The organism is Streptococcus mitis, assembly GCA_001560895.1.
Taxonomy (GTDB): domain Bacteria; phylum Bacillota; class Bacilli; order Lactobacillales; family Streptococcaceae; genus Streptococcus; species Streptococcus mitis_Q.
On record CP014326.1, the window covers coordinates 900902 to 923839 of the forward strand.

At 39.5% G+C, this 22938-nt stretch carries 22 protein-coding genes, 1 other RNA gene and 5 pseudogenes; 23 read left to right on the plus strand and 5 right to left on the minus strand.

All coding sequences use genetic code 11. The annotated features are described in order from the left end of the window. Positions 1 to 2: 2 nt before the first annotated feature. Positions 3 to 257 (plus strand): annotated as a pseudogene (locus tag AXK38_04410) (hypothetical protein). Between the two features lie 374 nt (positions 258 to 631). On the opposite strand, the gene AXK38_04415 reads toward AXK38_04410, so the two are convergent. Continuing rightward, positions 632 to 1915 carry a uracil permease gene (locus AXK38_04415; GenBank protein ID AMH89632.1) on the minus strand — a complete coding sequence of 428 codons (1284 nt, stop codon included), beginning with the start codon at positions 1913 to 1915 and terminating at the stop codon, positions 632 to 634. Between the two features lie 204 nt (positions 1916 to 2119). Further along, positions 2120 to 2833 carry a 16S rRNA (guanine(527)-N(7))-methyltransferase RsmG gene (locus tag AXK38_04420; GenBank protein ID AMH88537.1) on the minus strand — a complete coding sequence of 238 codons (714 nt, stop codon included), beginning with the start codon at positions 2831 to 2833 and terminating at the stop codon, positions 2120 to 2122. A 93-nt stretch (positions 2834 to 2926) separates the two neighbouring features. Between AXK38_04420 and AXK38_04425 the strand changes: the two genes are divergently transcribed. Further along, positions 2927 to 3487, plus strand: a complete 561-nt coding sequence (locus AXK38_04425) for a hypothetical protein (GenBank protein ID AMH88538.1) — start codon at positions 2927 to 2929, stop codon at positions 3485 to 3487. A 1-nt stretch (position 3488) separates the two neighbouring features. Further along, positions 3489 to 4388 carry a protease HtpX gene (locus AXK38_04430; protein AMH88539.1) on the plus strand — a complete coding sequence of 300 codons (900 nt, stop codon included), beginning with the start codon at positions 3489 to 3491 and terminating at the stop codon, positions 4386 to 4388. Between the two features lie 506 nt (positions 4389 to 4894). On the opposite strand, the gene AXK38_04435 is transcribed toward AXK38_04430, so the two are convergent. The 3 genes and pseudogenes from AXK38_04435 to AXK38_04445 form a co-directional block, all read right to left on the minus strand. Beyond that, positions 4895 to 5623 carry an rRNA methyltransferase gene (locus AXK38_04435; protein AMH88540.1) on the minus strand — a complete coding sequence of 243 codons (729 nt, stop codon included), beginning with the start codon at positions 5621 to 5623 and terminating at the stop codon, positions 4895 to 4897. Positions 5624 to 5667: 44 nt separating this feature from the next. Continuing rightward, positions 5668 to 6279 (minus strand): peptide deformylase, encoded by a 612-nt coding sequence (locus AXK38_04440; protein AMH88541.1) that lies wholly within the window; start codon positions 6277 to 6279, stop codon positions 5668 to 5670. 314 nt (positions 6280 to 6593) lie between these two features. Continuing rightward, positions 6594 to 6729: pseudogene (locus AXK38_04445) on the minus strand (hypothetical protein). Between the two features lie 195 nt (positions 6730 to 6924). Between AXK38_04445 and AXK38_04450 the strand changes: the two are divergent. The 20 genes and pseudogenes from AXK38_04450 (at position 6925) to AXK38_04545 (ending at position 22915) form a co-directional block, all read left to right on the plus strand. Beyond that, positions 6925 to 7434, plus strand: a pseudogene (locus AXK38_04450) (metallophosphatase). Positions 7435 to 7437: 3 nt separating this feature from the next. Then, the gene (locus tag AXK38_04455) at positions 7438 to 7773 is read left to right on the plus strand and encodes a poly-gamma-glutamate biosynthesis protein (protein ID AMH89633.1); all 336 of its coding nucleotides are present in this window, start codon (positions 7438 to 7440) and stop codon (positions 7771 to 7773) included. A 21-nt stretch (positions 7774 to 7794) separates the two neighbouring features. Next, positions 7795 to 8622 (plus strand): haloacid dehalogenase, encoded by an 828-nt coding sequence (locus AXK38_04460; protein ID AMH88542.1) that lies wholly within the window; start codon positions 7795 to 7797, stop codon positions 8620 to 8622. A gap of 1 nt (position 8623) precedes the next feature. Then, positions 8624 to 9259, plus strand: coding sequence for a 1-alkyl-2-acetylglycerophosphocholine esterase (locus AXK38_04465; protein AMH88543.1), 636 nt, complete (start codon positions 8624 to 8626; stop codon positions 9257 to 9259). A 61-nt stretch (positions 9260 to 9320) separates the two neighbouring features. Further along, positions 9321 to 9668, plus strand: a transfer-messenger RNA (tmRNA) gene (gene ssrA, locus AXK38_04470). Between the two features lie 99 nt (positions 9669 to 9767). Further along, the gene (locus AXK38_04475) at positions 9768 to 10304 is read left to right on the plus strand and encodes a transposase (protein ID AMH88544.1); all 537 of its coding nucleotides are present in this window, start codon (positions 9768 to 9770) and stop codon (positions 10302 to 10304) included. Next, the gene (locus AXK38_04480) at positions 10280 to 11119 is read left to right on the plus strand and encodes an integrase (protein AMH88545.1); all 840 of its coding nucleotides are present in this window, start codon (positions 10280 to 10282) and stop codon (positions 11117 to 11119) included. Before AXK38_04475 ends, AXK38_04480 begins: the two co-directional genes overlap by 25 nt. Positions 11120 to 11317: 198 nt before the next feature. After that, entirely contained in the window at positions 11318 to 11707 is a 390-nt protein-coding gene (locus AXK38_04485; GenBank protein AMH88546.1) for a transposase, read from the plus strand. Positions 11708 to 12122: 415 nt separating this feature from the next. After that, positions 12123 to 12356, plus strand: a pseudogene (locus tag AXK38_04490) (transposase). Beyond that, entirely contained in the window at positions 12357 to 12761 is a 405-nt protein-coding gene (locus tag AXK38_04495; GenBank protein AMH89634.1) for a hypothetical protein, read from the plus strand. Between the two features lie 417 nt (positions 12762 to 13178). Continuing rightward, positions 13179 to 13649, plus strand: a pseudogene (locus tag AXK38_04500) (transposase). A gap of 639 nt (positions 13650 to 14288) precedes the next feature. Then, positions 14289 to 14996: a 2-C-methyl-D-erythritol 4-phosphate cytidylyltransferase gene (locus tag AXK38_04505; GenBank protein ID AMH88547.1), complete on the plus strand. Its 708-nt coding sequence runs from the start codon at positions 14289 to 14291 to the stop codon at positions 14994 to 14996. Positions 14997 to 15000: 4 nt separating this feature from the next. Continuing rightward, complete coding sequence (locus AXK38_04510; GenBank protein ID AMH88548.1) at positions 15001 to 16023, plus strand: ribitol-5-phosphate dehydrogenase; 1023 nt, start codon at positions 15001 to 15003, stop codon at positions 16021 to 16023. Positions 16024 to 16039: 16 nt separating this feature from the next. Continuing rightward, a complete protein-coding gene (locus AXK38_04515; GenBank protein ID AMH88549.1) occupies positions 16040 to 16909 on the plus strand; it encodes a choline kinase in 870 nt (289 codons plus the stop codon). Beyond that, on the plus strand, positions 16899 to 17777 hold the full coding sequence (locus tag AXK38_04520; protein AMH88550.1) for a hypothetical protein: 879 nt from the start codon (positions 16899 to 16901) through the stop codon (positions 17775 to 17777). The genes AXK38_04515 and AXK38_04520 overlap by 11 nt, the downstream gene beginning before the upstream one ends. Before the next feature lie 11 nt (positions 17778 to 17788). Next, positions 17789 to 18478, plus strand: a complete 690-nt coding sequence (locus AXK38_04525) for a CTP--phosphocholine cytidylyltransferase (GenBank protein AMH88551.1) — start codon at positions 17789 to 17791, stop codon at positions 18476 to 18478. Between the two features lie 87 nt (positions 18479 to 18565). Continuing rightward, the gene (locus AXK38_04530) at positions 18566 to 19414 is read left to right on the plus strand and encodes a DNA processing protein DprA (GenBank protein AMH88552.1); all 849 of its coding nucleotides are present in this window, start codon (positions 18566 to 18568) and stop codon (positions 19412 to 19414) included. A 222-nt stretch (positions 19415 to 19636) separates the two neighbouring features. Further along, the gene (locus tag AXK38_04535; GenBank protein ID AMH88553.1) at positions 19637 to 21724 is read left to right on the plus strand and encodes a DNA topoisomerase I; all 2088 of its coding nucleotides are present in this window, start codon (positions 19637 to 19639) and stop codon (positions 21722 to 21724) included. Positions 21725 to 21829: 105 nt separating this feature from the next. Continuing rightward, complete coding sequence (locus AXK38_04540) at positions 21830 to 22189, plus strand: hypothetical protein (GenBank protein AMH88554.1); 360 nt, start codon at positions 21830 to 21832, stop codon at positions 22187 to 22189. Between the two features lie 93 nt (positions 22190 to 22282). Further along, complete coding sequence (locus tag AXK38_04545; protein AMH88555.1) at positions 22283 to 22915, plus strand: copper homeostasis protein CutC; 633 nt, start codon at positions 22283 to 22285, stop codon at positions 22913 to 22915. The last annotated feature ends 23 nt before the right edge of the window (positions 22916 to 22938 follow it).

A 22938-nucleotide genomic window follows, 5' to 3' on the forward strand; every position in this document is an offset into this window, starting at 1 on the left:
ACATGAAAAGAGATAATGGCGATTTGAATTTGTTTAAATTTGTAGGATTTGGTGCTATAATATTTTGCCTATTTATGATTATAGGCTCAAGGTTTGTCACTGTTGGTCTAGAAGAACCTAAACCAGTACAAAAAGAACCATCAGAATACTTAAAGCAAGAGATACAGTTGGAAGATGCTAAAATACTTGGAAAGTTTTGGAATGATAAAGGGCATTTTATTGTGGTGTATAGAGATACTACAAAAGCCCCTGAAATCGTTGAGGTTGATGCTTCTGAGTGGGAGCTTATGGAAGTAGGTGTAAACTTTGTGACTGTTGGTGTAGGTAGCAAGGAAGAGACTAAAACAGTACAAAGGGAAAGCCTTGGATTTCAAGAAAGCAAGTTAAGGGCAAAATTAGAAGATGCTACTATTTTAGGCAAGTTTTGGAATAGTAAAGGTCACTTTATTGTAGTGTACAATGGTACTACAAAAGCCCCGGAAATCATTGAGGTTTATTTTTCTGAGTGGCAATATAGGAGAGTAGGGGAACGATATTAAACAGCGTTAGAGGGGATTTACTTACTTCTAAGTATCAAAAAAATGAGCACTTCCGTAATTGGAAATGCTCGTTTTTTGATATGTTTAGACTATTAGTCTTTATTTTCGTATGGCAAGATTAAGTTCAAGATGATTCCTGTCATGGCTGATAGGGCAGTACCTGAAAGTGTAACTGGACCAAGTTTAAGGATAGCTCCTCCAAGTCCAAGGACCAACATAGCACTTGCGATGATTAGGTTACGCATTTGACCAAAATCAACACGTTCTTTGATCAAAACTTTCAAACCGTTGCTGGCGATAACTCCATAGAGAAGGATTGACATACCACCAAGTACAGCATTTGGAATAGTTGAAATCAAGGCAGTGAATTTACCAAGGAAGCTCAGGGCAATCGCGATGAAGGCAGCGTTACGGATAACTGAGACAGAAGCGATACGAGTCATACCGATAACCCCTGTATTTTCTCCGTAAGTTGTATTGGCTGGTCCACCAAGGAAGGCAGAAACAGAAGTTGCGATACCGTCACCAAGAAGAGTACGGTGAAGACCTGGTTCTTTCAAGAATTGACGACCACAGATTTGACCCAAAACAGTATGGTCTCCAATATGTTCAGAAATGGTTACGATCGCGATTGGCAAGATAGCGATGGTTTCAGGACCGAAGTAAAGATTGTATTCTTTAAAGGCACCACCTGTGCTAAATGGCAAGTAGAAACCAGGAATTTCAAACCAGTTAGCTTTTAGAACTGGTGTGAAGTCAACCAAGCCAAGAGTTAGTGCGAAGAGGTAACCACCGATAATGGCAAAGAGGAATGGAATGATTCGTAGGAAGCCTTTTCCTTTTGTATTGATAAAGGCAGCAATCAAGAAAGTAACAACTGCTACAAGAGCATTTTTCCAATTCCCATCAGCTACAAGCCCCGCATTGGTAACAGCTGAACCTGCAAGTCCAAGACCGATAACGATGATCATAGGTCCGATGATGATTGGTGGCAAGAGTTTATCAATCCATTTTGTACCCGCAAATCGAACACTTGTAGCCACAAGGACATAGATAAAACCTGTAAGGATAACCCCTGTTTGTGCGGCTGATACATCCCCTCCTAGTTCCTTCATAGCTAGCGACATAGCTGTGATGAAGGCAAAAGAAGAACCTAGATAAACTGGAACTCTAAAACCAGTTGAAATCATGTAGATGAGTGTTCCAACACCTGAAGCAAAAAGGGCAACAGATACAGGCATTCCCAAAATCAATGGTACCAAGATGGTTGCACCGAACATGGCGAAAACGTGTTGGAAACTAAGGAGAATTCCTTTGCCAGCTGAAGGACGTTGGTCAACGTCTAGTAACAAATCAACAGTTGATTCTTGTTTCATATAAACCTCACTTTTGGGCATCAAAAAAGAGCCCATTATTTTACAGCAATAGGCCCTCAGAGTAAGACTTCTTTAAAATCTAGACTTTAAAGAGTTTTAAATATTTCTGCGTCTTCGTCACCTCACGGGATGACATTAAAAACCTTTGCTTGTGATAGTATAGCAAAAATTACAAACTTTGTAAATATTTTTTTACTAAAAAGTTTAAAGCGGGCGTTTGTTGGGCATGCCAGCCTTACGTGGATATTTATTTGGCGTTTCTTTTTTCTTTTCCACCACTGTGATATAACGCGGATCTCCATTAGGTAAGGCGTAGCTGAGATTGTCTTCGACCTTACTAAAAAGGAGGTTGAGGGCATTCTTAGCTTCTAATAACTCCTCAGGCGCATTGCTGGCCTTGAGTGCCAATAGTTTTCCGCTAACCTTAAGGTAGGGAATAGTCAATTCAGACAAAACCTGCATGCGGGCAACCGCACGAGCCGTTACAAAATCATATTGAGCACGGAAGTTCTTGTCTTGGGCAAAGTCTTCTGCACGTCCATGGTAGAAATGGACATCGTGCAAATCCAGTTCTTGAGCCAAGAGTTGGAGGAAGTTAATGCGCTTATTGAGTGAATCAATGATAGTCACATCTAACTGAGGATAGAGTATTTTCATTGGTAGACTAGGAAATCCCGCTCCAGCTCCAATATCAAGAAGTTTGATAGTTTCATTGGGAATCAAACCTTGAAGAATGGGTGCACTCGAATCGTAAAAATGTTTGAGATAGACTTCTTCCTTGTCTGTAATGGCTGTTAAATTAATCTTTTCATTCCACTCAACCAAGAGCTCAAAATAACGTTCAAATTGTTCTTTTTGCTGGTCCGAAAGTGGAAGATTCTGATCGGCAAGCAGGTTGTAAAATGTTTCTGGTTTCATAGTTATTTCCTTCTTTAGTATCATCTTATTTTACCACAATCATAAAAAATTTGATATACTGGTACTAATCTAAAAGTAGAAAGGACTTATATTATGACTTGGATTATTCTTGGAGTTTTGGCTCTTGTTGTTATTTTTGTGATTGTTAGCTATAACGGTTTGGTTAAGAATCGTATGCAAACAAAGGAGGCTTGGAGCCAGATTGATGTTCAGTTGAAACGTCGAAATGATCTCTTGCCAAACTTGATTGAAACTGTAAAAGGTTATGCCAAATATGAAGGTTCTACCCTTGAAAAGGTGGCAGAACTTCGCAATCAAGTTGCGGCAGCGACTTCACCAGCAGAAGCTATGAAAGCTAGTGATGCCCTCACTCGTCAGGTTTCAGGTATTTTTGCAGTTGCAGAAAGCTATCCAGATTTGAAAGCTAGTGCAAACTTTGTTAAATTGCAAGAGGAGTTGACAAACACAGAAAATAAAATTTCTTACTCTCGTCAACTCTATAACAGTGTTGTCAGCAACTACAATGTAAAATTAGAAACTTTCCCAAGCAATATTATCGCTGGAATGTTTGGCTTTAAAGCAGCAGATTTCCTTCAAACACCAGAAGAGGAAAAGGCAGTTCCTAAAGTTGATTTTAGCGGTTTAGGTGACTAAGATGTTGTTTGATCAAATTGCAAGCAATAAACGAAAAACCTGGATTTTGTTGCTGGTATTTTTCCTACTCTTAGCTCTCGTCGGCTATGCGGTTGGTTACCTCTTTATGCGATCCGGGCTTGGTGGTTTGGTTATCGCACTGATTATCGGCTTTATCTATGCCTTGTCCATGATTTTTCAATCGACAGAGATTGTCATGTCCATGAATGGAGCGCGTGAGGTAGATGAACAAACGGCACCAGACCTCTACCATGTAGTGGAAGATATGGCTATGGTCGCTCAGATTCCTATGCCCCGTGTTTTCATCATTGATGATCCAGCCTTAAATGCCTTTGCGACAGGTTCTAACCCCCAAAATGCGGCGGTTGCTGCGACGTCAGGTCTCCTAACTATCATGAATCGTGAAGAACTAGAAGCTGTTATGGGACATGAAGTCAGTCATATTCGTAACTACGATATTCGCATTTCGACTATTGCTGTTGCCCTTGCTAGTGCTATCACCATGCTTTCTAGTATGGCAGGTCGTATGATGTGGTGGGGTGGAGCAGGTCGCAGACGAAGTGACGATGACCGAGATGGAAATGGCTTAGAGATCATTATGCTAGTGGTTTCCCTCCTAGCTATTGTGCTGGCACCTCTCGCTGCAACCTTAGTGCAACTAGCTATTTCTCGTCAGAGGGAATTTCTAGCTGATGCTTCCAGTGTCGAGTTGACTCGTAATCCTCAAGGGATGATCAATGCTCTACGTAAGTTGGATAATAGTAAACCTATGAGTCGTCCTGTAGATGATGCCAGCAGTGCACTTTATATCAATGATCCCAAGAAAGGGGGAGGGTTCCAAAAACTATTTTATACCCACCCACCTATCTCAGAACGGATTGAGCGTTTGAAACATATGTAAAATTTGCCTATACAATACTAAAAAATGAGCATTCTCGTAGTTGGAGATGCTCATTTTCTTATATAATGAACTCAGAAATCAATTGGTTAGGATACAATTTATATTCTTCGAAAATCTCTTCAAACAGCATCAGCTTCGCCTTGCTGTACTTAAGTCCAGCCTGCGGCTAGCTTCCTAGTTTGCTATTTGATTTTCATTGAGTATTAGAATTTCTTTAGGAAACTTCGTTCAGAACACATGATATATCGAAGAAGGATCTAGACTCTATGCCAAATGGAAGATGGCAACTGATATTGTTTTTAGAAAATTAGAGAATATTTTTGGTGAGCTCAGAGTGTGTGTTAGAGACAACTAGACCAGCATAGTAGAGCTTGAATTCATTTTCACGAGCATGGATTTTACAAATCAGCTATTCAAAAACCACACAGTTGTTTTCAGCTTGATTGTGAGCAAAACTGAAATCACTATGCGGTTTTATTGAGAAGCTAGTTTTTGTTCAGCCTTTTTTATAGTCTATTTCGGAAAACTTCGTACATGAGGATGGCTGCAGCAACACTGGCATTGAGGCTTTGAACATGTCCATTCATAGGAATGGTAATCATTTCATCGACCTGTTTTTTGATGTTGCTAGAGATGCCTTTTCCTTCATTTCCGATGATGAGGACGATTTTCCCTTTTGTATTCCACTTGTGGCAAGGGGTACCGTTCATATCGGTTCCAAAGGTCCAGAATCCTTCATCCTTGAGTTTGTCTAGAGTTTGGCTTAGATTGGTCACTCGAGCAATTGGAACGTGCTCAATAGCACCTGTGGCCGTTTTAGCAACGACAGGAGTTACTCCGACAGCACGGTGCTTGGGAATGATGATACCTGAAACATTGGTCGCATCGGCTGTTCGTAAGATAGAACCCAGATTATGGGGATCGGTTAGACCATCTAGAATCAATAGAAGTGGATTTTCTTCTTGACGTGTTTTTGCAAGGATGTTATCCAGCTCGCTATAGGCAAATTCAGACACTCGTAGAACAAAACCTTGGTGGACAGCACCTTCAGTCATCTCAGAGAGGGATTTTTTTGAAGTCCAAGAAATGGACACCTTCTTTTCTGTAGCCAGTTCCTTGACTTTCTCAACATTCTTACCTCGGAGATCTTCTTGGAGGTAGAGTTTGTTGCCAGTGTTTGCGAGGAGAGCTTCGGTAACGGCGTGGACGCCATAGACAATATCATTTGTTTTCATGCCTCTATTATAACACAAAACCCCGTCTTGCAACGGGATTTTCTTTATTCAAGAATCAGTAAACCATCTTTAACTGCAAATGGGTCTTTTTCATTGATACGATCGTAAAACATGATACCGTTGATGTGGTCAATTTCATGCTGAACAACGATGGAGTTGTAACCTTTGAGTTTGATGCGGTGTTTTTCTCCATCCTTGTCAAAGTAGTCAACAGTAACGCGGGCATGGCGAACAACATAGCCAGGCACGTTGCGGTCAACAGACAGACAACCTTCTCCTTCACCAAGAGCAGCGTCTTGAACAGAGTGAGAGACGATTTTTGGATTGTACATAATGGCTTGCAAGTCGTAGGCTTCCTGTGGAGTTTCGCCTTCTTCGACAATATTAGGCACCAAAACAGCGATAATACGTTTTGAGATATCCAATTGAGGAGCAGCAAGTCCAACCCCACCGCGTAGCCCCATCTTTTCAGCCATGACAGGATCTTGGGAATGTTTGAGGAATTGCATCATCTTTTCGCCAAGGATGATTTCTTGGTCAGACAAGGGAAAAGTGACTTCCTCAGCAACCGCGCGTAGAGTTGGGTTCCCTTCGCGGATAATATCTTTCATATCAATTAAGTGAGCAGCTTTTGTAATACGTTCTATTGCAGACATTTTCTCTCCTTTCATTACCTCTACATGATATCACAAAATGACAAGGATTGAAAGTATTACAGCATTTAGGATTTACAGAAAATAGATAGGAAGTTCAATTCAATTGTGAAAGAAATACTTATCTGTGTTATAATAAAAAGAAAAGGCTTGCATTAGAAAGTAGGGAGAATAAAGATGCAAAGAAGACAAGATAGACATAAACGTGGACCAGTTTTTCATTTTGTGAGAGGCTTTGTAACCTTTTTTAGGAGTTATCGCAAGTGGAGCAATAAGGGATTTGTGGCGATACTCTTGCTAGCAGTTGCTTTATCAATGGGCTTGGTCTTGTTGTTTGAAAGCTTCCAAGGCATGCCTATGACCAGTCAAAAACGAGATACTACTTCTCAAGAAGGAACTAAGAAAAAGTCTCAGGAGCAGGAAGAGGAAAAAACTGCTAGAATTATGGCTCATGGTGATTTGCTTTATCATGATATTCTTTACTTTTCAGCAAAAAAGGATGATGGAACGTATGATTTTCATGAGAATTTTGAGTATGTGACACCTTGGCTTAAGCAAGCCGACTTAGCTATCGGTGACTTTGAAGGAACCATTAATAAGGATCATTATTTAGCAGGTTATCCTCTCTTTAATGCTCCTGCTGAAGTTATGGATGCCATTAAGGATGCAGGTTATCATGTGCTAGATTTGGCTCATAATCATATTTTGGATTCGCAAATTGAGGGAGTTATTTCAACGGCAAATGCTATCGAAAAAGCAGGAATAACACCAATTGGAGTTTATACGCATGAGCCACGTGATCAGGCTCCGCTGGTCATTAAGGAAGTGAATGGTATCAAGGTTGCACTTTTGGCTTATTCTTATGGATTTAATGGAATTGAGCAAAATATTTCTCAAGAGGATTATAATCACTATCTTTCAGATTTAGATGAGAATAAAATGAAGTCTGAAATTGAACGGGCGGAAAAGGAAGCAGATATCACCATTATCATGCCGCAAATGGGTGTTGAGTATCGCATAGAACCGACTGAAGAGCAAAAAGTTTTGTATCACAAGATGATTGATTGGGGAGCAGATATTATCTTTGGAGGTCATCCACACGTAGTTGAACCGTCTGAAATTGTTGAAAAAGATGGGGATAAGAAACTCATTATCTATTCAATGGGGAACTTCATTTCAAATCAACGCCTTGAGACCATGGAAGGTGTGGAAAATGCTAAGTGGACTGAACGTGGTGTTCTTATGGACGTGACTATTAAGAAGAAGGATGGAAAAACAATTATCGGAACAGCTAAAGCTCATCCTACTTGGGTTAATCGAACACCAAAGGGAACCTTTTCACCAGAAGGCTATCCTTTATATCATTATCAAACCTATATCTTAGAAGATTTTATCGAGGGTGGTAGTCATCGTGACCAGTTAGATGAAGCGACTAAGGAACGAATTGATACAGCCTATAAAGAAATGAACGAACATGTGGGATTGAAGTGGGACTAGCTTGAATCCAGAGGAAAGAAAATGATGATTAAAGTAATTGCGACAGATATGGATGGGACCTTGCTGGATGCTAGAGGCCAGCTTGATCTCCCACGATTGGAAAAGATTTTAGATCAGTTGGATCAAAGGGGTATTCGTTTTGTCATCGCGACGGGCAATGAAATTCACCGCATGAGGCAACTACTGGAGCACTTGGTCAATCGAGTGGTTCTGGTTGTTGCCAATGGTGCTCGTATTTTTGAAAATAATGAACTGATTCAGGCTCAGACTTGGGATGATGCCATTGTCGATAAGGCTTTGGTTCATTTCAATGGTCGAGCGTGTCAGGACCAGTTTGTTGTAACGGGGATGAAGGGTGGTTTCGTCAAGAAAGGTACGATTTTTACAGATCTTGAAAGTTTTATGACTCCAGAAATGATTGAAAAATTCTATCAACGGATGCATTTTGTGGATGAGTTAACCTCTGACCTCTTTGGTGGTGTTCTCAAGATGAGCATGGTTGTTGGTGAGGAGCGTTTGAGTTCGGTCTTGGCAGAGATTAATGACCTCTTTGATGGCCGTGTTCGGGCTGTTTCGAGTGGCTATGGTTGTATTGATATTCTCCAAGCTGGGATTCATAAAGCATGGGGCCTGGAAGAATTACTCAAGCGTTGGGATTTGAACTCCCAACAAATTATGGCTTTTGGTGACAGTGAAAATGACGTTGAAATGCTTGAAATGGCTGGGATTTCCTATGCGATGGAAAATGCTGACGATAAGGCCAAAGCTGTGGCGACTGCTTTAGCACCAGCCAACAGCCAAGGAGGAGTTTACCAAGTCTTGGAAAACTGGTTAGAAAAAGGGGAATGAAGTGGCAGTACAGTTATTAGAAAATTGGCTCCTAAAGGAACAAGAAAAAATCCAAACCAAGTATCGTCACTTAAATCAAGTTTCAGTTGTAGAGCCAGATATTCTTTTTATAGGGGATTCTATTGTCGAATATTATCCTCTGCAGGAGTTGTTTGGGACGGCAAAGACTATTGTTAATCGTGGAATTCGAGGATATCAGACAGGGCTGTTACTAGAGAATCTAGATGCGCATCTGTACGGTGGAGCAGTAGATAAAATTTTCCTTTTGATTGGGACAAATGATATCGGAAAAGATGTGCCTGTGAATGAGGCTCTCAATAATCTCGAAGCTATCATACAATCCATTGCTCGCGATTATCCATTGACTGAGATTAAAGTGCTTTCCATTTTGCCTGTCAATGAGGGAGAGGAGTACAAGCAGACAGTCTATATCCGCACGAATGAAAAGATACAGGAGTGGAATCAAGCCTATAAAGAGCTTGCTTCTGCCTACATGCAGGTGGAATTTGTTCCAGTATTTGATTGTTTGACAGACCAAGCAGGCCAACTCAAAAAAGACTACACTACTGACGGACTGCACCTCAGTATTGCGGGTTATCAGGTTTTGTCAAAAGCCTTGAAAGACTATCTTTTTTAGTTAGTTGATTTCCTTTTTGCATTTTTGAGTTAGATAAGGTATAATGGTTTTATTGTCTTTTGGGGTCGTTACGGATTCGACAGGCATTATGAGGCATATTTTGCGACTCGTGTGGCGACGTAAACGCTCAGTTAAATATAACTGCAAAAAATAACACTTCTTACGCTCTAGCTGCCTAAAAACCAGCAGGCGTGACCCGATTTGGATTTCTCGTGTTCAATGACAGGTCTTATTATTAGCGAGATACGATCAAGTCTTGTCTAGCGACTTGATAAGAGATTGATAGACTCGCAGTTTCTAGGCTTGAGTTATGTGTCGAGGGACTGTTAAACTAATACATAACCTATGGTTGTAGACAAATATGTTGGCAGGTGTTTGGACGTGGGTTCGACTCCCACCGGCTCCATTATTCCTTTGCATTCTTTCGCATTCCTTGGTAAAACGTTGTTAAATGAACTGCACCCCAAAAGTTAGACAGAAAAAATCTAACTTTTGGGGTGTTTTTATTATGAAATTAACTTATGATGATAAAGTTCAGATCTATGAACTTAGAAAACAAGGATATAGCATAGAGAAGCTTTCAAATAAATTTGGGATAAACAATTCTAATATTAGGTACATGATTAAATTGATTGATCGTTACGGAATAGAGTTCGTCAAAAAAGGAAAAAATCGTTACTATTCTCCTGATTTAAAGCAAGAAATGATTCATAAAGTCTTACATGAAGGCTGGACTAAAGATAGAGTTTCTCTTGAATACGGCCTCCCAAGTCGTACGATACTTCTTAATTGGCTAGCACAATACAAGAAAAACGGGTATACTATTGTTGAGAAAACAAGAGGGAGATCAACTAAAATGGGACGTAAACGGAAGAAAACTTGGGATGAAATGACAGAACTAGAGCGACTCCAAGAGGAGAATGAACGCTTACGTACTGAGGTGGCTTACTTAAAAAAGTTAAAAGAGCTGGAAGACAGGGACGAAACCATACAGCGAGAAAGGCAGAGACAATTAGAGAAATGGCTTCAGGAGGATTTCGACTAGATTTACTTCTTGAAGTGGCTCGTTTACCTCGCTCAACTTACTATTATCAGTTGAAGGAACTAGATGGGCTTGACAAAGATAAAGATCTTAAAGCTGAAATTCAAGCTATTTTTACTGAGCACAAAGGAAATTATGGCTATCGCCGAATAACTCTTGAATTGAGGAATCGTGGTCATATAGTAAACCATAAGAAGGTCCAACGTCTGATGAAAATCCTTGGTTTAAGTGCTCGAATTCGCCGTAAACGAAAGTATTCTTCCTACCAAGGAGAGATTGGCAAGAAAGCAGAGAATCTCATTCAACGCCAGTTTGAAGCATCGAGACCAATGGAAAAGTGTTATACGGATGTGACAGAGTTTGCCATTCCAAATAGCACGCAGAAATTGTATTTATCGCCTGTTTTAGATGGCTTTAACAGCGAAATTATTGCTTTTAATCTTTCTTGTTCTCCTAATTTAGAACAAGTAAAAACGATGTTGGAACAGGCCTTCACAGAGAAATACTACGAGAATACGATTCTCCATAGTGATCAAGGTTGGCAATACCAACACGATTCTTATCATCGGTTCCTAGAGAGTAAGGGAATTCAAGCATCCATGTCACGTAAGGGCAACAGCCCAGACAACGGTATGATGGAATCTTTCTTTGGCATTTTAAAATCCGAAATGTTTTATGGCCATGAGAAAAACTTTAAATCACTTAATCAATTGGAACAAGCCATTATAGACTATATCGATTACTACAACAACAAACGAATTAAGGTAAAACTAAAAGGACTTAGTCCTGTCCAATACAGAACTAAATCCTTTGCTTAAATTAATTGTCTAACTTTTGGGGGTCAGTACATAAATCAACGTTTTTTTATTATGTGACTATTAGTCTGTCTCGCTCCGTTAGGTGCGAGACAAAAAACCACCCGCTATGCGGGTGCGCGTCAAAGGTTATACCCAAAAAACTCCAAACGCGATACAATAAAGGTGTTCAAGCCAATTGTAAAGCGAAAGGAGAAAAATATGGCACAAAAGGCACATAGTTTATCACACACAAAGTGGATGTGTAAATATCACATTGTGTTCACCCCTAAGTATAGACGAAAAGTCATTTATAATCAATATCGAAGTAGTTTAGGCGAAATATTTCATCGCTTATATAGTTATAAAGGTGTTGAAATTATCGAGGGTCACTTAATGCCTGATCATGTACATATGTTAGTCAGTATTCCACCGAGGATAAGTGTTTCAAGTTTCATGGGGTATTTAAAAGGTAAAAGTGCACTCATGATGTTTGATAAACACGCCAATCTCAAGTATAAGTTTGGTAATCGGCATTTCTGGGCAGAAGGTTATTATGTAAGTACAGTAGGGCTTAATGAAGCCACAATTAAGAAATATATTCAAGATTAAAGAAATTATCTAGTGGATGATTTCTTCACGAGTATGAAAATTTGAGAACGAGTAAAGCATGATATAGCACTAGATAAATTGAGTGTAAAAGAATATGAGGATCCCTTTAGGGATAGTGGTAAGTAATACTAAAGCCTCTTTAAGAGGAAAGTGACAAGTCAAGAGCAATGAGGCTTGAACAAAGTGAAAGAGGCTGGGACAAAAAGATTTTGATTTTAGGAATTCTTTATTATAAATTTTTAAAATCGATAGATTAGACAAAAAAGCGAACAAGACAGAATTCTGAGTGTCAGATAACTCGTTTTGTTCGCTTTTTATATTTAATGTTAGACTTTTGTCCCAGCCTCTTTTTGCATGGTTGCGATAGTCTTGGTCAAATAGAATTGCTTAATAAACCATTTAGAAAGGCTATCCCATGCATATTCACTATAACACAAATCAAACAACTTTACCACTAGAAATCAGTTCTTTCTTGCCACAAGACCATCTCGTCTTTACTATTGAAAAAGTGGTAAATACCTTGGAAGATAGTCACTTCCATACCTTCTATCATGCCTTTGGTCGCCCGTCTTATCACCCTAAAATGCTTGTATCTGCTCTTCTATTTGCCTATTCACAAGGGATTTTCTCTGGTCGAAAAATTGAAAAAATGATGATTGAAAATCTGGCTATGCAGTACCTAACAGGACAGTTGGTTGTCAGCTACCGCACCATCAATCGTTTTCGTGTCGCTGAAGGGATGGAAGAACTCATTCGTGATCTTTTCATCGACCTCAATCTTCGTTTAAAAATGGAAGAGTTAGTGATCTTAGATTGTTTGTTTATTGACGGAACTAAGATTGAGGCCAATGCCAACAAGTATAGTTTTGTGTGGAAAAAAGCAACAGAGAAATTCTCCGCCAAACTTCAAGAACAGATACAGGTCTATTTTCAAGAAGAAATCACTCCCCTTATCCATCAAGCTATCGAACTGGATACACAAGAGCCTATCTCCTCAGAGCAGTTGATTGAATTCGCTCAAATCCTTGAAGAAGAATTGGAAAAACTGAACTAGGATATTGAGGAGACACCCGTTAAAGGAAAGGACGAACGTAAAACTCAACGTCGGAAACTCAAGAAAGTCTTGCGTAAAGTCAAGGATGATTTTTCAGTACGTACTGAAAAATATGAGAACTATCAAGAAACTTTTGAAGGACGTAACAGCTTTTCCAAAACAGATACAGACGCCACTTTTATGCGAATGAAAGAAGACCATATGAAAAATGGCCAACTCAAGGCTGCATATAATCTTCAAATCGCTACTGAAAATCAATTTGTTCTTCACTATGATGTCTTCTCAAATCCGACAGACACTAAGACTCTTCTCCCCTTCCTTGAAACCTATCCACATGACGTACAGACAGTTGTCGCAGATGCTGGATATGGAAGTGAAGAGAACCTCCTTCGTTTAGATGAAAAGCAGGTAAACCATCTGATTAAATATGCCATGTTTGACAAGGAACAGAAGAGAGGGTATAAACAGTCGGCTAGAAACTTAGCGAATTGGCACTATAATGACAAGGAGGATAGCTACACACATCCTGATGGCTGGTGCTATCGTTTTCACCATATCAAACATCAGAAAACACAGACGGACTTTCAACAGGAAATCAAGGTTTACTACGCTGATGAACCTGAATCAGCCCCTCAAAAGGGACTGTATATGAACGAACGCTATCAGTACTTGAAAGCTAAAGAATGTCAGGCGCTTTTATCTCCCCAAGGTAGACAGATTTTCGCTCAACGCAAGATTGATGTGGAACCTGTCTTTGGGCAGATAAAGGCTTGTTTGGGTTACAAGAAATGTAATCTGAGAGGGAAGCGTCAAGTGAGAATTGACATGGGATTGGTACTTATGGCCAATAACCTCCTAAAATACAATAAGAGAACGGCTCAAAATTAAAAGCTAGAGTTCCACAATTGGAAATCTCTAGCTTTTTTGTAGTCGAGAACTATTTTGTCTCAGGCTCTGGTAATTTGGGCTTATCGCCCTGGTTCAAACCACCCGTTTGACGGGTGGTCATGATTTTGAAGCGAGTTTTTGTCCAAACGCTAGAAAAGTTTATCCTTGAAGAATAAGGCTTTTTTACATTCTTAGTGTATTTCTTTTTTTAATTTCTGTCAAGCAACTATTTATTCTTAGTTGGAAAAGAAAAAGTCAACAATCGAGAATCGCTGATTTTTTTCTGTAAACCTAATTATGTGAGCCAAGGGGGAAACCTTGTTTCTGTATAACGATAATATCATTATTACTTCAAAAAGTTAATGCAGTCAAGTAATCACTTTGAAGCCTCAAATCTTAATTTTAAGTTTTCTTTAAGGAAAGTATATTATTCTGAAGAACTCTAAAATTTCACAGCTATTTATTAGTAATGACTACAGAATTCCTGGTTATTACTAGAAATGGGCTAGTTTCTTTGAATAATAGAACTGTCTAACCCTCCTATTCTAGAACGGGAGGTCCGGTATTTCTTTCATGATAGGACTAGATTGTGGTATAATAGAGAGAATAAGTTTTTTAGTAAGATGAAGGAGAAAAAAGATGATTTATGCAGGAATTCTTGCCGGTGGAACTGGCACACGCATGGGAATCAGTAACTTGCCAAAACAATTTTTAGAGCTAGGTGATCGACCTATTTTGATTCATACAATTGAAAAATTTGTCTTGGAACCAAGTATTGAAAAAATTGTAGTTGGGGTTCATGGAGACTGGGTTTCTCATGCAGAAGATCTTGTAGATAAATATCTTCCTCTTCATAAGGAACGTATCATCATTACAAAGGGTGGTGCTGACCGTAATACGAGTATTGAGAAAATCATTGAAGCCATTGATGCTTATCGTCCGCTTACTCCAGAGGACATCGTTGTTACCCACGATTCTGTTCGTCCATTTATTACGCTTCGCATGATTCAAGACAATATCAAACTTGCCCAAAATCATGATGCAGTGGATACAGTAGTAGAAGCGGTTGATACTATCGTTGAAAGTACCAATGGTCAATTCATTACAGATATTCCAAATCGTGCTCACCTCTATCAAGGACAAACACCTCAAACGTTCCGTTGCAAGGACTTCATGGACCTTTACGGTTCTCTCTCTGCTGAAGAGAAGGAAATCTTGACAGATGCATGTAAAATCTTTGTGATCAAAGGAAAAGATGTGGCCTTGGCTAAGGGGGAATACTCAAATCTAAAAATCACAACAGTGACAGATTTGAAGATTGCAAAAAGTATGATTGAGAAAGACTAGTGATATGATTAATCAAATTTATCAACTGACTAAACCTAAGTTTATCAACGTCAAATACCAAGAAGAGGATATTGACCAAGAGAATCATATCCTCATCCGCCCTAATTATATGGCGGTCTGTCATGCGGATCAGCGTTACTATCAAGGAAAACGGGATCCAAAGATTTTGAATAAAAAACTTCCAATGGCAATGATTCACGAGTCATGTGGAACCGTTATTTCTGATCCGACAGGAACCTATGAGGTTGGTCAAAAAGTCGTCATGATTCCCAATCAGCCTCCTATGCAGAGCGATGAAGAATTCTATGAGAACTACATGACAGGGACCCATTTCTTGTCTAGTGGATTTGATGGCTTTATGAGAGAGTTTGTTTCTCTCCCTAAAGACCGTGTGGTGGCTTATGATGCTATTGAAGACACGGTTGCAGCCATTACAGAGTTTGTCAGTGTCGGTATGCATGCCATGAATCGCTTATTGACCCTTGCTCATAGCAAGCGGGACCGAATCGCCGTTATCGGAGATGGAAGTTTAGCTTTTGTGGTTGCCAATATTATCAACTATACTCTACCAGAAGCAGAGATTGTGGTTATTGGTCGTCACTGGGAAAAATTGGAACTCTTCTCTTTTGCCAAAGAATGCTATATCACTGATAATATTCCCGAAGATTTGGCCTTTGACCATGCTTTTGAGTGTTGTGGTGGTGATGGTACTGGACCAGCTATTAATGACTTGATTCGCTACATTCGTCCTCAGGGAACGATTCTCATGATGGGTGTTAGCGAGTATAAAGTCAATCTCAATACACGCGATGCCCTAGAAAAGGGCTTGCTCTTGGTTGGTTCCTCTCGTTCTGGTCGCATTGATTTTGAAAATGCCATCCAAATGATGGAAGTCAAGAAATTTGCCAATCGTCTCAAAAATATCCTTTATCTAGAAGAACCTGTAAGAGAAATTAAAGATATTCACCGTGTCTTTGCAACCGATTTAAACACAGCCTTTAAAACTGTGTTTAAGTGGGAAGTATAAGTGCTGGAGGTTAATTGTGGAGAAAATCATTAAAGAAAAAATTTCTTCCCTACTTAGTCAAGAAGAGGAAGTCCTCAGTGTCGAACAACTGGGGGGAATGACCAATCAAAACTATTTGGCCAAAACAACAAATAAGCAATACATTGTTAAATTCTTTGGTAAAGGGACAGAAAAGCTGATCAATCGTCAAGATGAAAAGTACAATCTTGAACTACTAAAGGATTTAGACTTAGATGTAAAAAATTATCTTTTTGATATTGAAGCTGGTATCAAAGTAAATGAGTATATTCAATCTGCGATTACGCTTGATGCGACTTCAATTAAGACCAAATTTGATAAAATTGCTCCAATTTTACAAACCATTCATGCGTCTGGTAAGGAATTAAGGGGAGAATTTGCTCCGTTTGAAGAAATCAAAAAATACGAATCCTTTATTGAGGAAAAAATCCCTTATGCTAACTATGAAGCAGTTCGAGAAGAAGTCTTCTCCTTAGAAAAAAGATTGGCTGACTTAGGTGTCGATAGAAAATCTTGTCATATCGATTTGGTGCCTGAAAACTTTATCGAATCACCTCAAGGACGACTTTATCTGATTGACTGGGAATATTCATCCATGAACGATCCAATGTGGGATTTGGCTGCCCTCTTTTTAGAATCTGAATTCACTCGTCAAGAGGAAGAAGCCTTCTTGTCTCACTATGAGAGTGAGCAAACACCTGTCTCTCGTGAAAAGATTTCCATTTATAAAATTTTACAAGATGCTATTTGGAGTCTATGGACAGTCTATAAAGAAGAGCAAGGTGCAGATTTTGGTGATTATGGTGTGACTCGTTACCAAAGAGCTGTTAAAGGTCTGGCTAATTATGGAGGTTCAGATGAAAAATAAAAATGGAGTTTCTTTTGGTCTACTCTCAGGTATTTTCTGGGGTTTAGGTCTAACGATTAGTGCTTATATCTTTTCGATTTTTACTGACTTGTCGCCCTTTGTAGTGGCTGCTGCTCATGATTTTTTGAGCATCTTTATCTTACTAGCTTTTCTCTTGGTAAAAGAAGGAAAAGTTCGTCTCTCAATTTTCTTAAATATTCGCAATGTTAGTGTTATCATCGGAGCCTTGCTAGCAGGTCCTATCGGTATGCAGGCTAACCTTTATGCGGTTAAGTATATCGGAAGTTCCTTAGCGTCATCTGTATCGGCTATCTACCCTGCGATTTCAGTTTTATTAGCTTTCTTCTTTTTGAAGCACAAGATTTCGAAAAATACTGTATTTGGGATTGTCTTAATTATTGGAGGGATTATTGCCCAAACTTATAAGGTTGAACAGGTCAATTCCTTCTATATTGGTATTCTCTGTGCTTTAGTTTGTGCTATTGCATGGGGAAGTGAGAGTGTTCTTAGCTCTTTTGCCATGGAAAGTGAATTGAGTGAAATCGAAGCCCTCTTAATCCGTCAAGTAACTTCATTCTTGTCCTATCTTGTGATTGTGCTCTTCTCTCATCAGTCATTTGCAGAAGTGGCCAATGGACAATTGCTTGGTCTTATGATTGTCTTTGCAGCCTTTGATATGATTTCCTACTTGGCTTATTATATCGCTATCAATCGCTTGCAACCAGCCAAGGCCACAGGCTTGAATGTGAGCTATGTAGTATGGACAGTCTTGTTTGCAGTTGTTTTCTTGAGTGCACCGCTAGATATGCTGACCATTATTACGTCACTTGTCGTTATTGCTGGAGTTTATATTATTATTAAAGAATAAAGGAGATTCGTGTGAAAGCCATTATCTTAGCAGCGGGATTGGGAACTCGCTTGCGTCCTATGACTGAAAATACCCCTAAAGCCTTGGTTCAGGTTAATCAAAAACCCTTGATTGAATACCAAATTGAGTTTCTAAAAGAAAAAGGAATCAATGACATCATCATCATCGTTGGTTATCTTAAAGAACAATTTGATTACTTAAAAGAAAAATACGGTGTTTGCCTCGTTTTTAATGATAAATACGCTGAATACAATAACTTTTACTCTCTCTATCTTGTAAAAGAAGAATTAGCTAACAGCTATGTTATTGATGCAGATAACTATCTCTTTAAAAATATGTTCCGCAATGATTTGACACGTTCGACTTATTTTAGTGTTTATCGTGAAGATTGTACCAACGAATGGTTCTTGGTCTATGGAGATGACTACAAGGTTCAAGACATCATTGTTGATAGCAAGGCAGGTCGCATTCTTAGTGGTGTATCCTTCTGGGATGCTCCAACAGCAGAAAAGATTGTCAGCTTTATCGACAAGGCTTATGCGAGTGGTGAATTTGTTGATCTCTATTGGGACAATATGGTTAAGGATAATATCAAAGAGTTGGATGTCTATGTTGAAGAATTAGAAGGCAATAGCATCTATGAAATCGATAGTGTCCAAGACTATCATAAATTAGAAGAAATTCTTAAAAACGAAAATTAAAAATTCCAACATCTGGCTGAAATAGTCGGATGTTTTTTTGATTTTTTACGAATAAATAGATGAGTAGAAAAAGAAATGGAGTTATTTATGAAAATTACAAACTATCAAATCTATAAGTTAAAAAAATCAGGTTTGACCAATCAACAGGTTTTGAAAGTGCTAGAATACGGTGAAAATTTCGATCAAGAACTTTTGTTGGGTGATATTGCAGATATATCAGGTTGCCGAAATCCAGCTGTTTTTATGGAACGTTATTTTCAGATAGACGATGCGCATTTGGAGAAGGAGTTTCAAAAATTCCCATCTTTCTCTATTTTAGATGACTGTTATCCTTGGGACTTGAGTGAAATTTATGATGCTCCTGTGCTTTTATTTTACAAGGGAAATCTTGATCTCTTAAAATTTCCCAAAGTAGCGGTTGTGGGTAGTCGTGCTTGTAGCAAACAGGGAGCTAAGTCAGTTGAAAAAGTCATTCAGGGCTTGGAAAATGAACTGGTTATCGTCAGTGGCTTAGCCAAGGGTATCGATACAGCAGCCCATATGGCAGCTCTTCAGAATGGCGGAAAAACCATTGCAGTGATTGGAACAGGTCTGGATGTGTTTTATCCTAAAGCCAATAAACGCTTACAAGACTACATCGGCAATGATCATCTGGTTCTTAGTGAATATGGACCTGGTGAACAACCTCTGAAATTTCATTTTCCTGCCCGTAATCGCATTATTGCTGGACTTTGCCGAGGAGTGATTGTAGCAGAGGCTAAGATGCGCTCAGGTAGTCTTATTACCTGTGAGCGAGCAATGGAAGAAGGCCGCGATGTCTTTGCTATTCCTGGTAGCATTTTAGATGGACTATCAGACGGATGCCATCATTTGATTCAGGAAGGTGCAAAATTGGTCACTAGTGGTCAAGATGTGCTTGTGGAATTTGAATTTTAATACTCTTCGAAAATCTCTTCAAACCACGTCAGCTTCACCCTGCCGTACTCAAGTACAGCCTGCGGCTAGCTTCCTAGTTTACTCTTTGATTTTCATTGAGTATAAGAAGAAAGTCCGCTTACTGGACAAACTTTTCTTCTATATATAGTAGCTAAGTCTTGACAGTTATGGCAAAATGGTTTACACTTTATAAAGTTTATTACTTTGAAAAGGTGTGATACTGTGGCTACGGCAACAAAAAAGAAAAAATCAACAGTTAAAAAAAATCTAGTCATCGTGGAGTCGCCTGCTAAGGCGAAAACGATTGAGAAATATCTAGGCAGAAACTACAAGGTTTTAGCCAGTGTCGGGCATATCCGTGATTTGAAGAAATCCAGTATGTCCGTCGATATTGAAAATAATTATGAACCGCAATATATCAATATCCGAGGAAAAGGTCCTCTCATCAATGACTTGAAAAAAGAAGCTAAAAAAGCTAATAAAGTCTTTCTGGCGAGTGACCCGGACCGTGAAGGAGAAGCGATTTCTTGGCATTTGGCCCATATTCTCAACTTGGATGAAAATGATGCCAACCGTGTGGTGTTCAATGAAATTACCAAGGATGCGGTCAAAAATGCTTTTAAAGAACCGCGCAAGATTGATATGGACTTGGTCGATGCCCAACAGGCTCGTCGGGTCTTGGACCGCTTGGTAGGGTATTCGATTTCGCCTATTTTGTGGAAGAAGGTTAAGAAGGGCTTATCAGCAGGGCGCGTACAGTCCATTGCCCTTAAACTCATCATTGATCGTGAGAATGAAATAAATGCCTTCCAGCCAGAAGAATACTGGACAATTGATGCTGTTTTTAAAAAGGGAACCAAGCAATTCCAGGCTGCTTTCTATGGAGTAGATGGCAAAAAGTTAAAACTGACTAGCAACGATGATGTTAAGGAAGTTCTGTCTCGTCTGACTGGTAAAGATTTTTCAGTGGATCAGGTGGATAAGAAAGAGCGCAAACGCAATGCTCCTTTACCTTATACCACTTCATCTATGCAGATGGATGCGGCTAATAAAATCAATTTCCGTACTCGAAAGACCATGATGGTTGCCCAACAGCTCTATGAAGGGATTAATATTGGGTCTGGGGTGCAAGGTTTGATTACCTATATGCGTACCGATTCGACTCGTATCAGTCCAGTGGCACAGAACGAAGCAGCAAGCTTCATTACGGACCGTTTTGGTAGCAAGTACTCTAAGCATGGTAGCAAGGTCAAAAATGCTTCCGGTGCTCAGGATGCCCATGAGGCTATTCGCCCATCTAGTGTATTTAATACACCCGAAAGCATCGCTAAGTATCTGGACAAGGATCAGCTCAAGCTTTATACCCTTATCTGGAATCGTTTTGTGGCGAGCCAGATGACAGCTGCTGTCTTTGATACCATGGCTGTTAAATTGTCTCAAAATGGAGTTCAATTTGCTGCCAATGGTAGTCAGGTTAAGTTTGATGGTTATCTTGCCATTTATAATGATTCTGATAAGAATAAGATGTTACCAGATATGGCTGTTGGAGATATGGTCAAGCAGGTCAATAGCAAACCAGAGCAACATTTCACACAACCGCCTGCTCGTTATTCCGAAGCGACACTGATCAAGACCTTGGAGGAAAATGGGGTTGGCCGTCCGTCAACCTACGCACCAACCATTGAAACCATTCAGAAACGTTACTATGTTCGCCTTGCAGCCAAACGCTTTGAACCAACAGAGTTGGGAGAAATTGTTAACAAGCTCATCGTTGAATATTTCCCAGATATCGTAAACGTGACCTTCACAGCTGAAATGGAAGGCAAACTGGATGACGTAGAAGTCGGAAAAGAGCAGTGGCAACGTGTCATTGACGCCTTTTACAAACCATTCTCTAAAGAAGTCGCCAAGGCTGAAGAAGAAATGGAAAAAATCCAAATTAAGGATGAGCCAGCTGGATTTGACTGTGAAGTGTGTGGCAGTCCAATGGTTATTAAACTTGGTCGTTTTGGCAAGTTCTACGCTTGTAGCAATTTCCCAGATTGCCGTCATACCCAAGCAATCGTGAAAGAAATTGGTGTTGAGTGTCCAAGCTGTCATCAAGGTCAAATCATTGAGCGTAAAACCAAACGTAACCGACTTTTCTATGGTTGCAATCGCTATCCAGAATGTGAATTTACCTCTTGGGACAAGCCTGTTGGTCGTGACTGTCCAAAATGTGGCAATTTCCTTATGGAGAAAAAAGTTCGTGGTGGTGGCAAGCAGGTTGTTTGTAGCAATGGCGACTACGAAGAAGAAAAGATTAAATAAGAGGAGAGTCCTGAAAGTGAATTTCAGGCTCTTTTTGGTTAGAACTTGACAAAATTCATCATTGTATGCGAAACTAGAAGAAGATTATTTTAATTAGGAGAAGTTATGCGTCTTATTTATCTAATAATTGGTTTTTTATCACTGGCCTTGGCTATTGTTGGGGTTGTTTTGCCCTTGTTGCCTACAACACCTTTTCTTTTACTGTCTATTGCTTGTTTCTCCAGAAGTTCCAAGCGTTTCGAAGATTGGCTTTACCATACCAAGCTCTATCAAGCATATGTAGCTGATTTTCGGGAAACCAAGTCCATTGCGCGTGAACGTAAGAAAAAAATCATCGTATCTATCTACATCTTGATGGGAATTTCCATTTACTTTGCGCCTCTTTTGCCGGTCAAAATAGGTCTGGGAGCTTTGACCATCTTTATCACCTATTATCTCTTTAAGGTCATTCCAGACAAAGAATAAGTAAAATTTGTAACTATTTCCCTTGATAAAATTGAAAACATATTTACAACAATATGATATAATAAATTTAAAGTAATTTTCAAGGAGAATCAAATGATTTACGAATTTTGTGCTGAAAATGTGACCTTGCTTGAAAAAGCGATGCAGGCTGGAGCTCGCCGAATCGAACTCTGTGATAATCTAGTAGTTGGTGGAACAACACCTAGCTATGGAGTTACCAAGGCAGCGGTTGAACTGGCAGCTAACTACGATACGACCATTATGACTATGATTCGTCCACGTGGTGGCGATTTTGTCTATAATGATCTTGAAATAGCTATCATGCTAGAAGACATTCGATTGACTGCGCAGGCTGGAAGTCAAGGGGTTGTATTTGGGGTTTTAACTGCTGAGAAGAAGTTGGATAAAGCTAATCTGGAGAAGCTGATTGCTGCATCAAAAGGAATGGAAATTGTCTTCCACATGGCCTTTGATGAATTGAGTGATGAAGACCAGTTGGAGGCAATTGACTGGCTCAGTCAAGCTGGTGTCACCCGCATCCTGACTCGCGCTGGTGTATCTGGCGACTCTCTAGACAAACGTTTTGCTCACTATCACAGAATTTTAGAACATGCTAAAGATAAAATTGAAATTCTACCAGGTGGGGGGATTGACCTTGGCAACCGTCAGACCTTTATCGACCAGCTGGGTGTGACACAATTGCATGGAACCAAGGTTGTCTTTTAAAAAATAGAAAGGAACTGCTAGCT

Excerpts from the sequence above, each read along its gene's own strand:
- AXK38_04495 (AMH89634.1), top strand. The coding sequence starts at position 12,357 with ATGATGATTGAAAATCTGGCTATGCAGTACCTAACAGGACAGTTGGTT.
- AXK38_04505 (AMH88547.1), top strand. The coding sequence starts at position 14,289 with ATGATTTATGCAGGAATTCTTGCCGGTGGAACTGGCACACGCATGGGA.
- AXK38_04440 (AMH88541.1), bottom strand. The coding sequence starts at position 6,279 with ATGTCTGCAATAGAACGTATTACAAAAGCTGCTCACTTAATTGATATG.
- AXK38_04540 (AMH88554.1), top strand. The coding sequence starts at position 21,830 with ATGCGTCTTATTTATCTAATAATTGGTTTTTTATCACTGGCCTTGGCT.
- AXK38_04475 (AMH88544.1), top strand. The coding sequence starts at position 9,768 with ATGAAATTAACTTATGATGATAAAGTTCAGATCTATGAACTTAGAAAA.
- AXK38_04520 (AMH88550.1), top strand. The coding sequence starts at position 16,899 with ATGAAAAATAAAAATGGAGTTTCTTTTGGTCTACTCTCAGGTATTTTC.
- AXK38_04420 (AMH88537.1), bottom strand. The coding sequence starts at position 2,833 with ATGAAACCAGAAACATTTTACAACCTGCTTGCCGATCAGAATCTTCCA.
- AXK38_04455 (AMH89633.1), top strand. The coding sequence starts at position 7,438 with ATGGGGAACTTCATTTCAAATCAACGCCTTGAGACCATGGAAGGTGTG.
- AXK38_04435 (AMH88540.1), bottom strand. The coding sequence starts at position 5,623 with ATGAAAACAAATGATATTGTCTATGGCGTCCACGCCGTTACCGAAGCT.
- AXK38_04545 (AMH88555.1), top strand. The coding sequence starts at position 22,283 with ATGATTTACGAATTTTGTGCTGAAAATGTGACCTTGCTTGAAAAAGCG.
- AXK38_04510 (AMH88548.1), top strand. The coding sequence starts at position 15,001 with ATGATTAATCAAATTTATCAACTGACTAAACCTAAGTTTATCAACGTC.
- AXK38_04480 (AMH88545.1), top strand. The coding sequence starts at position 10,280 with ATGGCTTCAGGAGGATTTCGACTAGATTTACTTCTTGAAGTGGCTCGT.
- AXK38_04460 (AMH88542.1), top strand. The coding sequence starts at position 7,795 with ATGATGATTAAAGTAATTGCGACAGATATGGATGGGACCTTGCTGGAT.
- AXK38_04485 (AMH88546.1), top strand. The coding sequence starts at position 11,318 with ATGGCACAAAAGGCACATAGTTTATCACACACAAAGTGGATGTGTAAA.
- AXK38_04430 (AMH88539.1), top strand. The coding sequence starts at position 3,489 with ATGTTGTTTGATCAAATTGCAAGCAATAAACGAAAAACCTGGATTTTG.
- AXK38_04415 (AMH89632.1), bottom strand. The coding sequence starts at position 1,915 with ATGAAACAAGAATCAACTGTTGATTTGTTACTAGACGTTGACCAACGT.
- AXK38_04530 (AMH88552.1), top strand. The coding sequence starts at position 18,566 with ATGAAAATTACAAACTATCAAATCTATAAGTTAAAAAAATCAGGTTTG.
- AXK38_04425 (AMH88538.1), top strand. The coding sequence starts at position 2,927 with ATGACTTGGATTATTCTTGGAGTTTTGGCTCTTGTTGTTATTTTTGTG.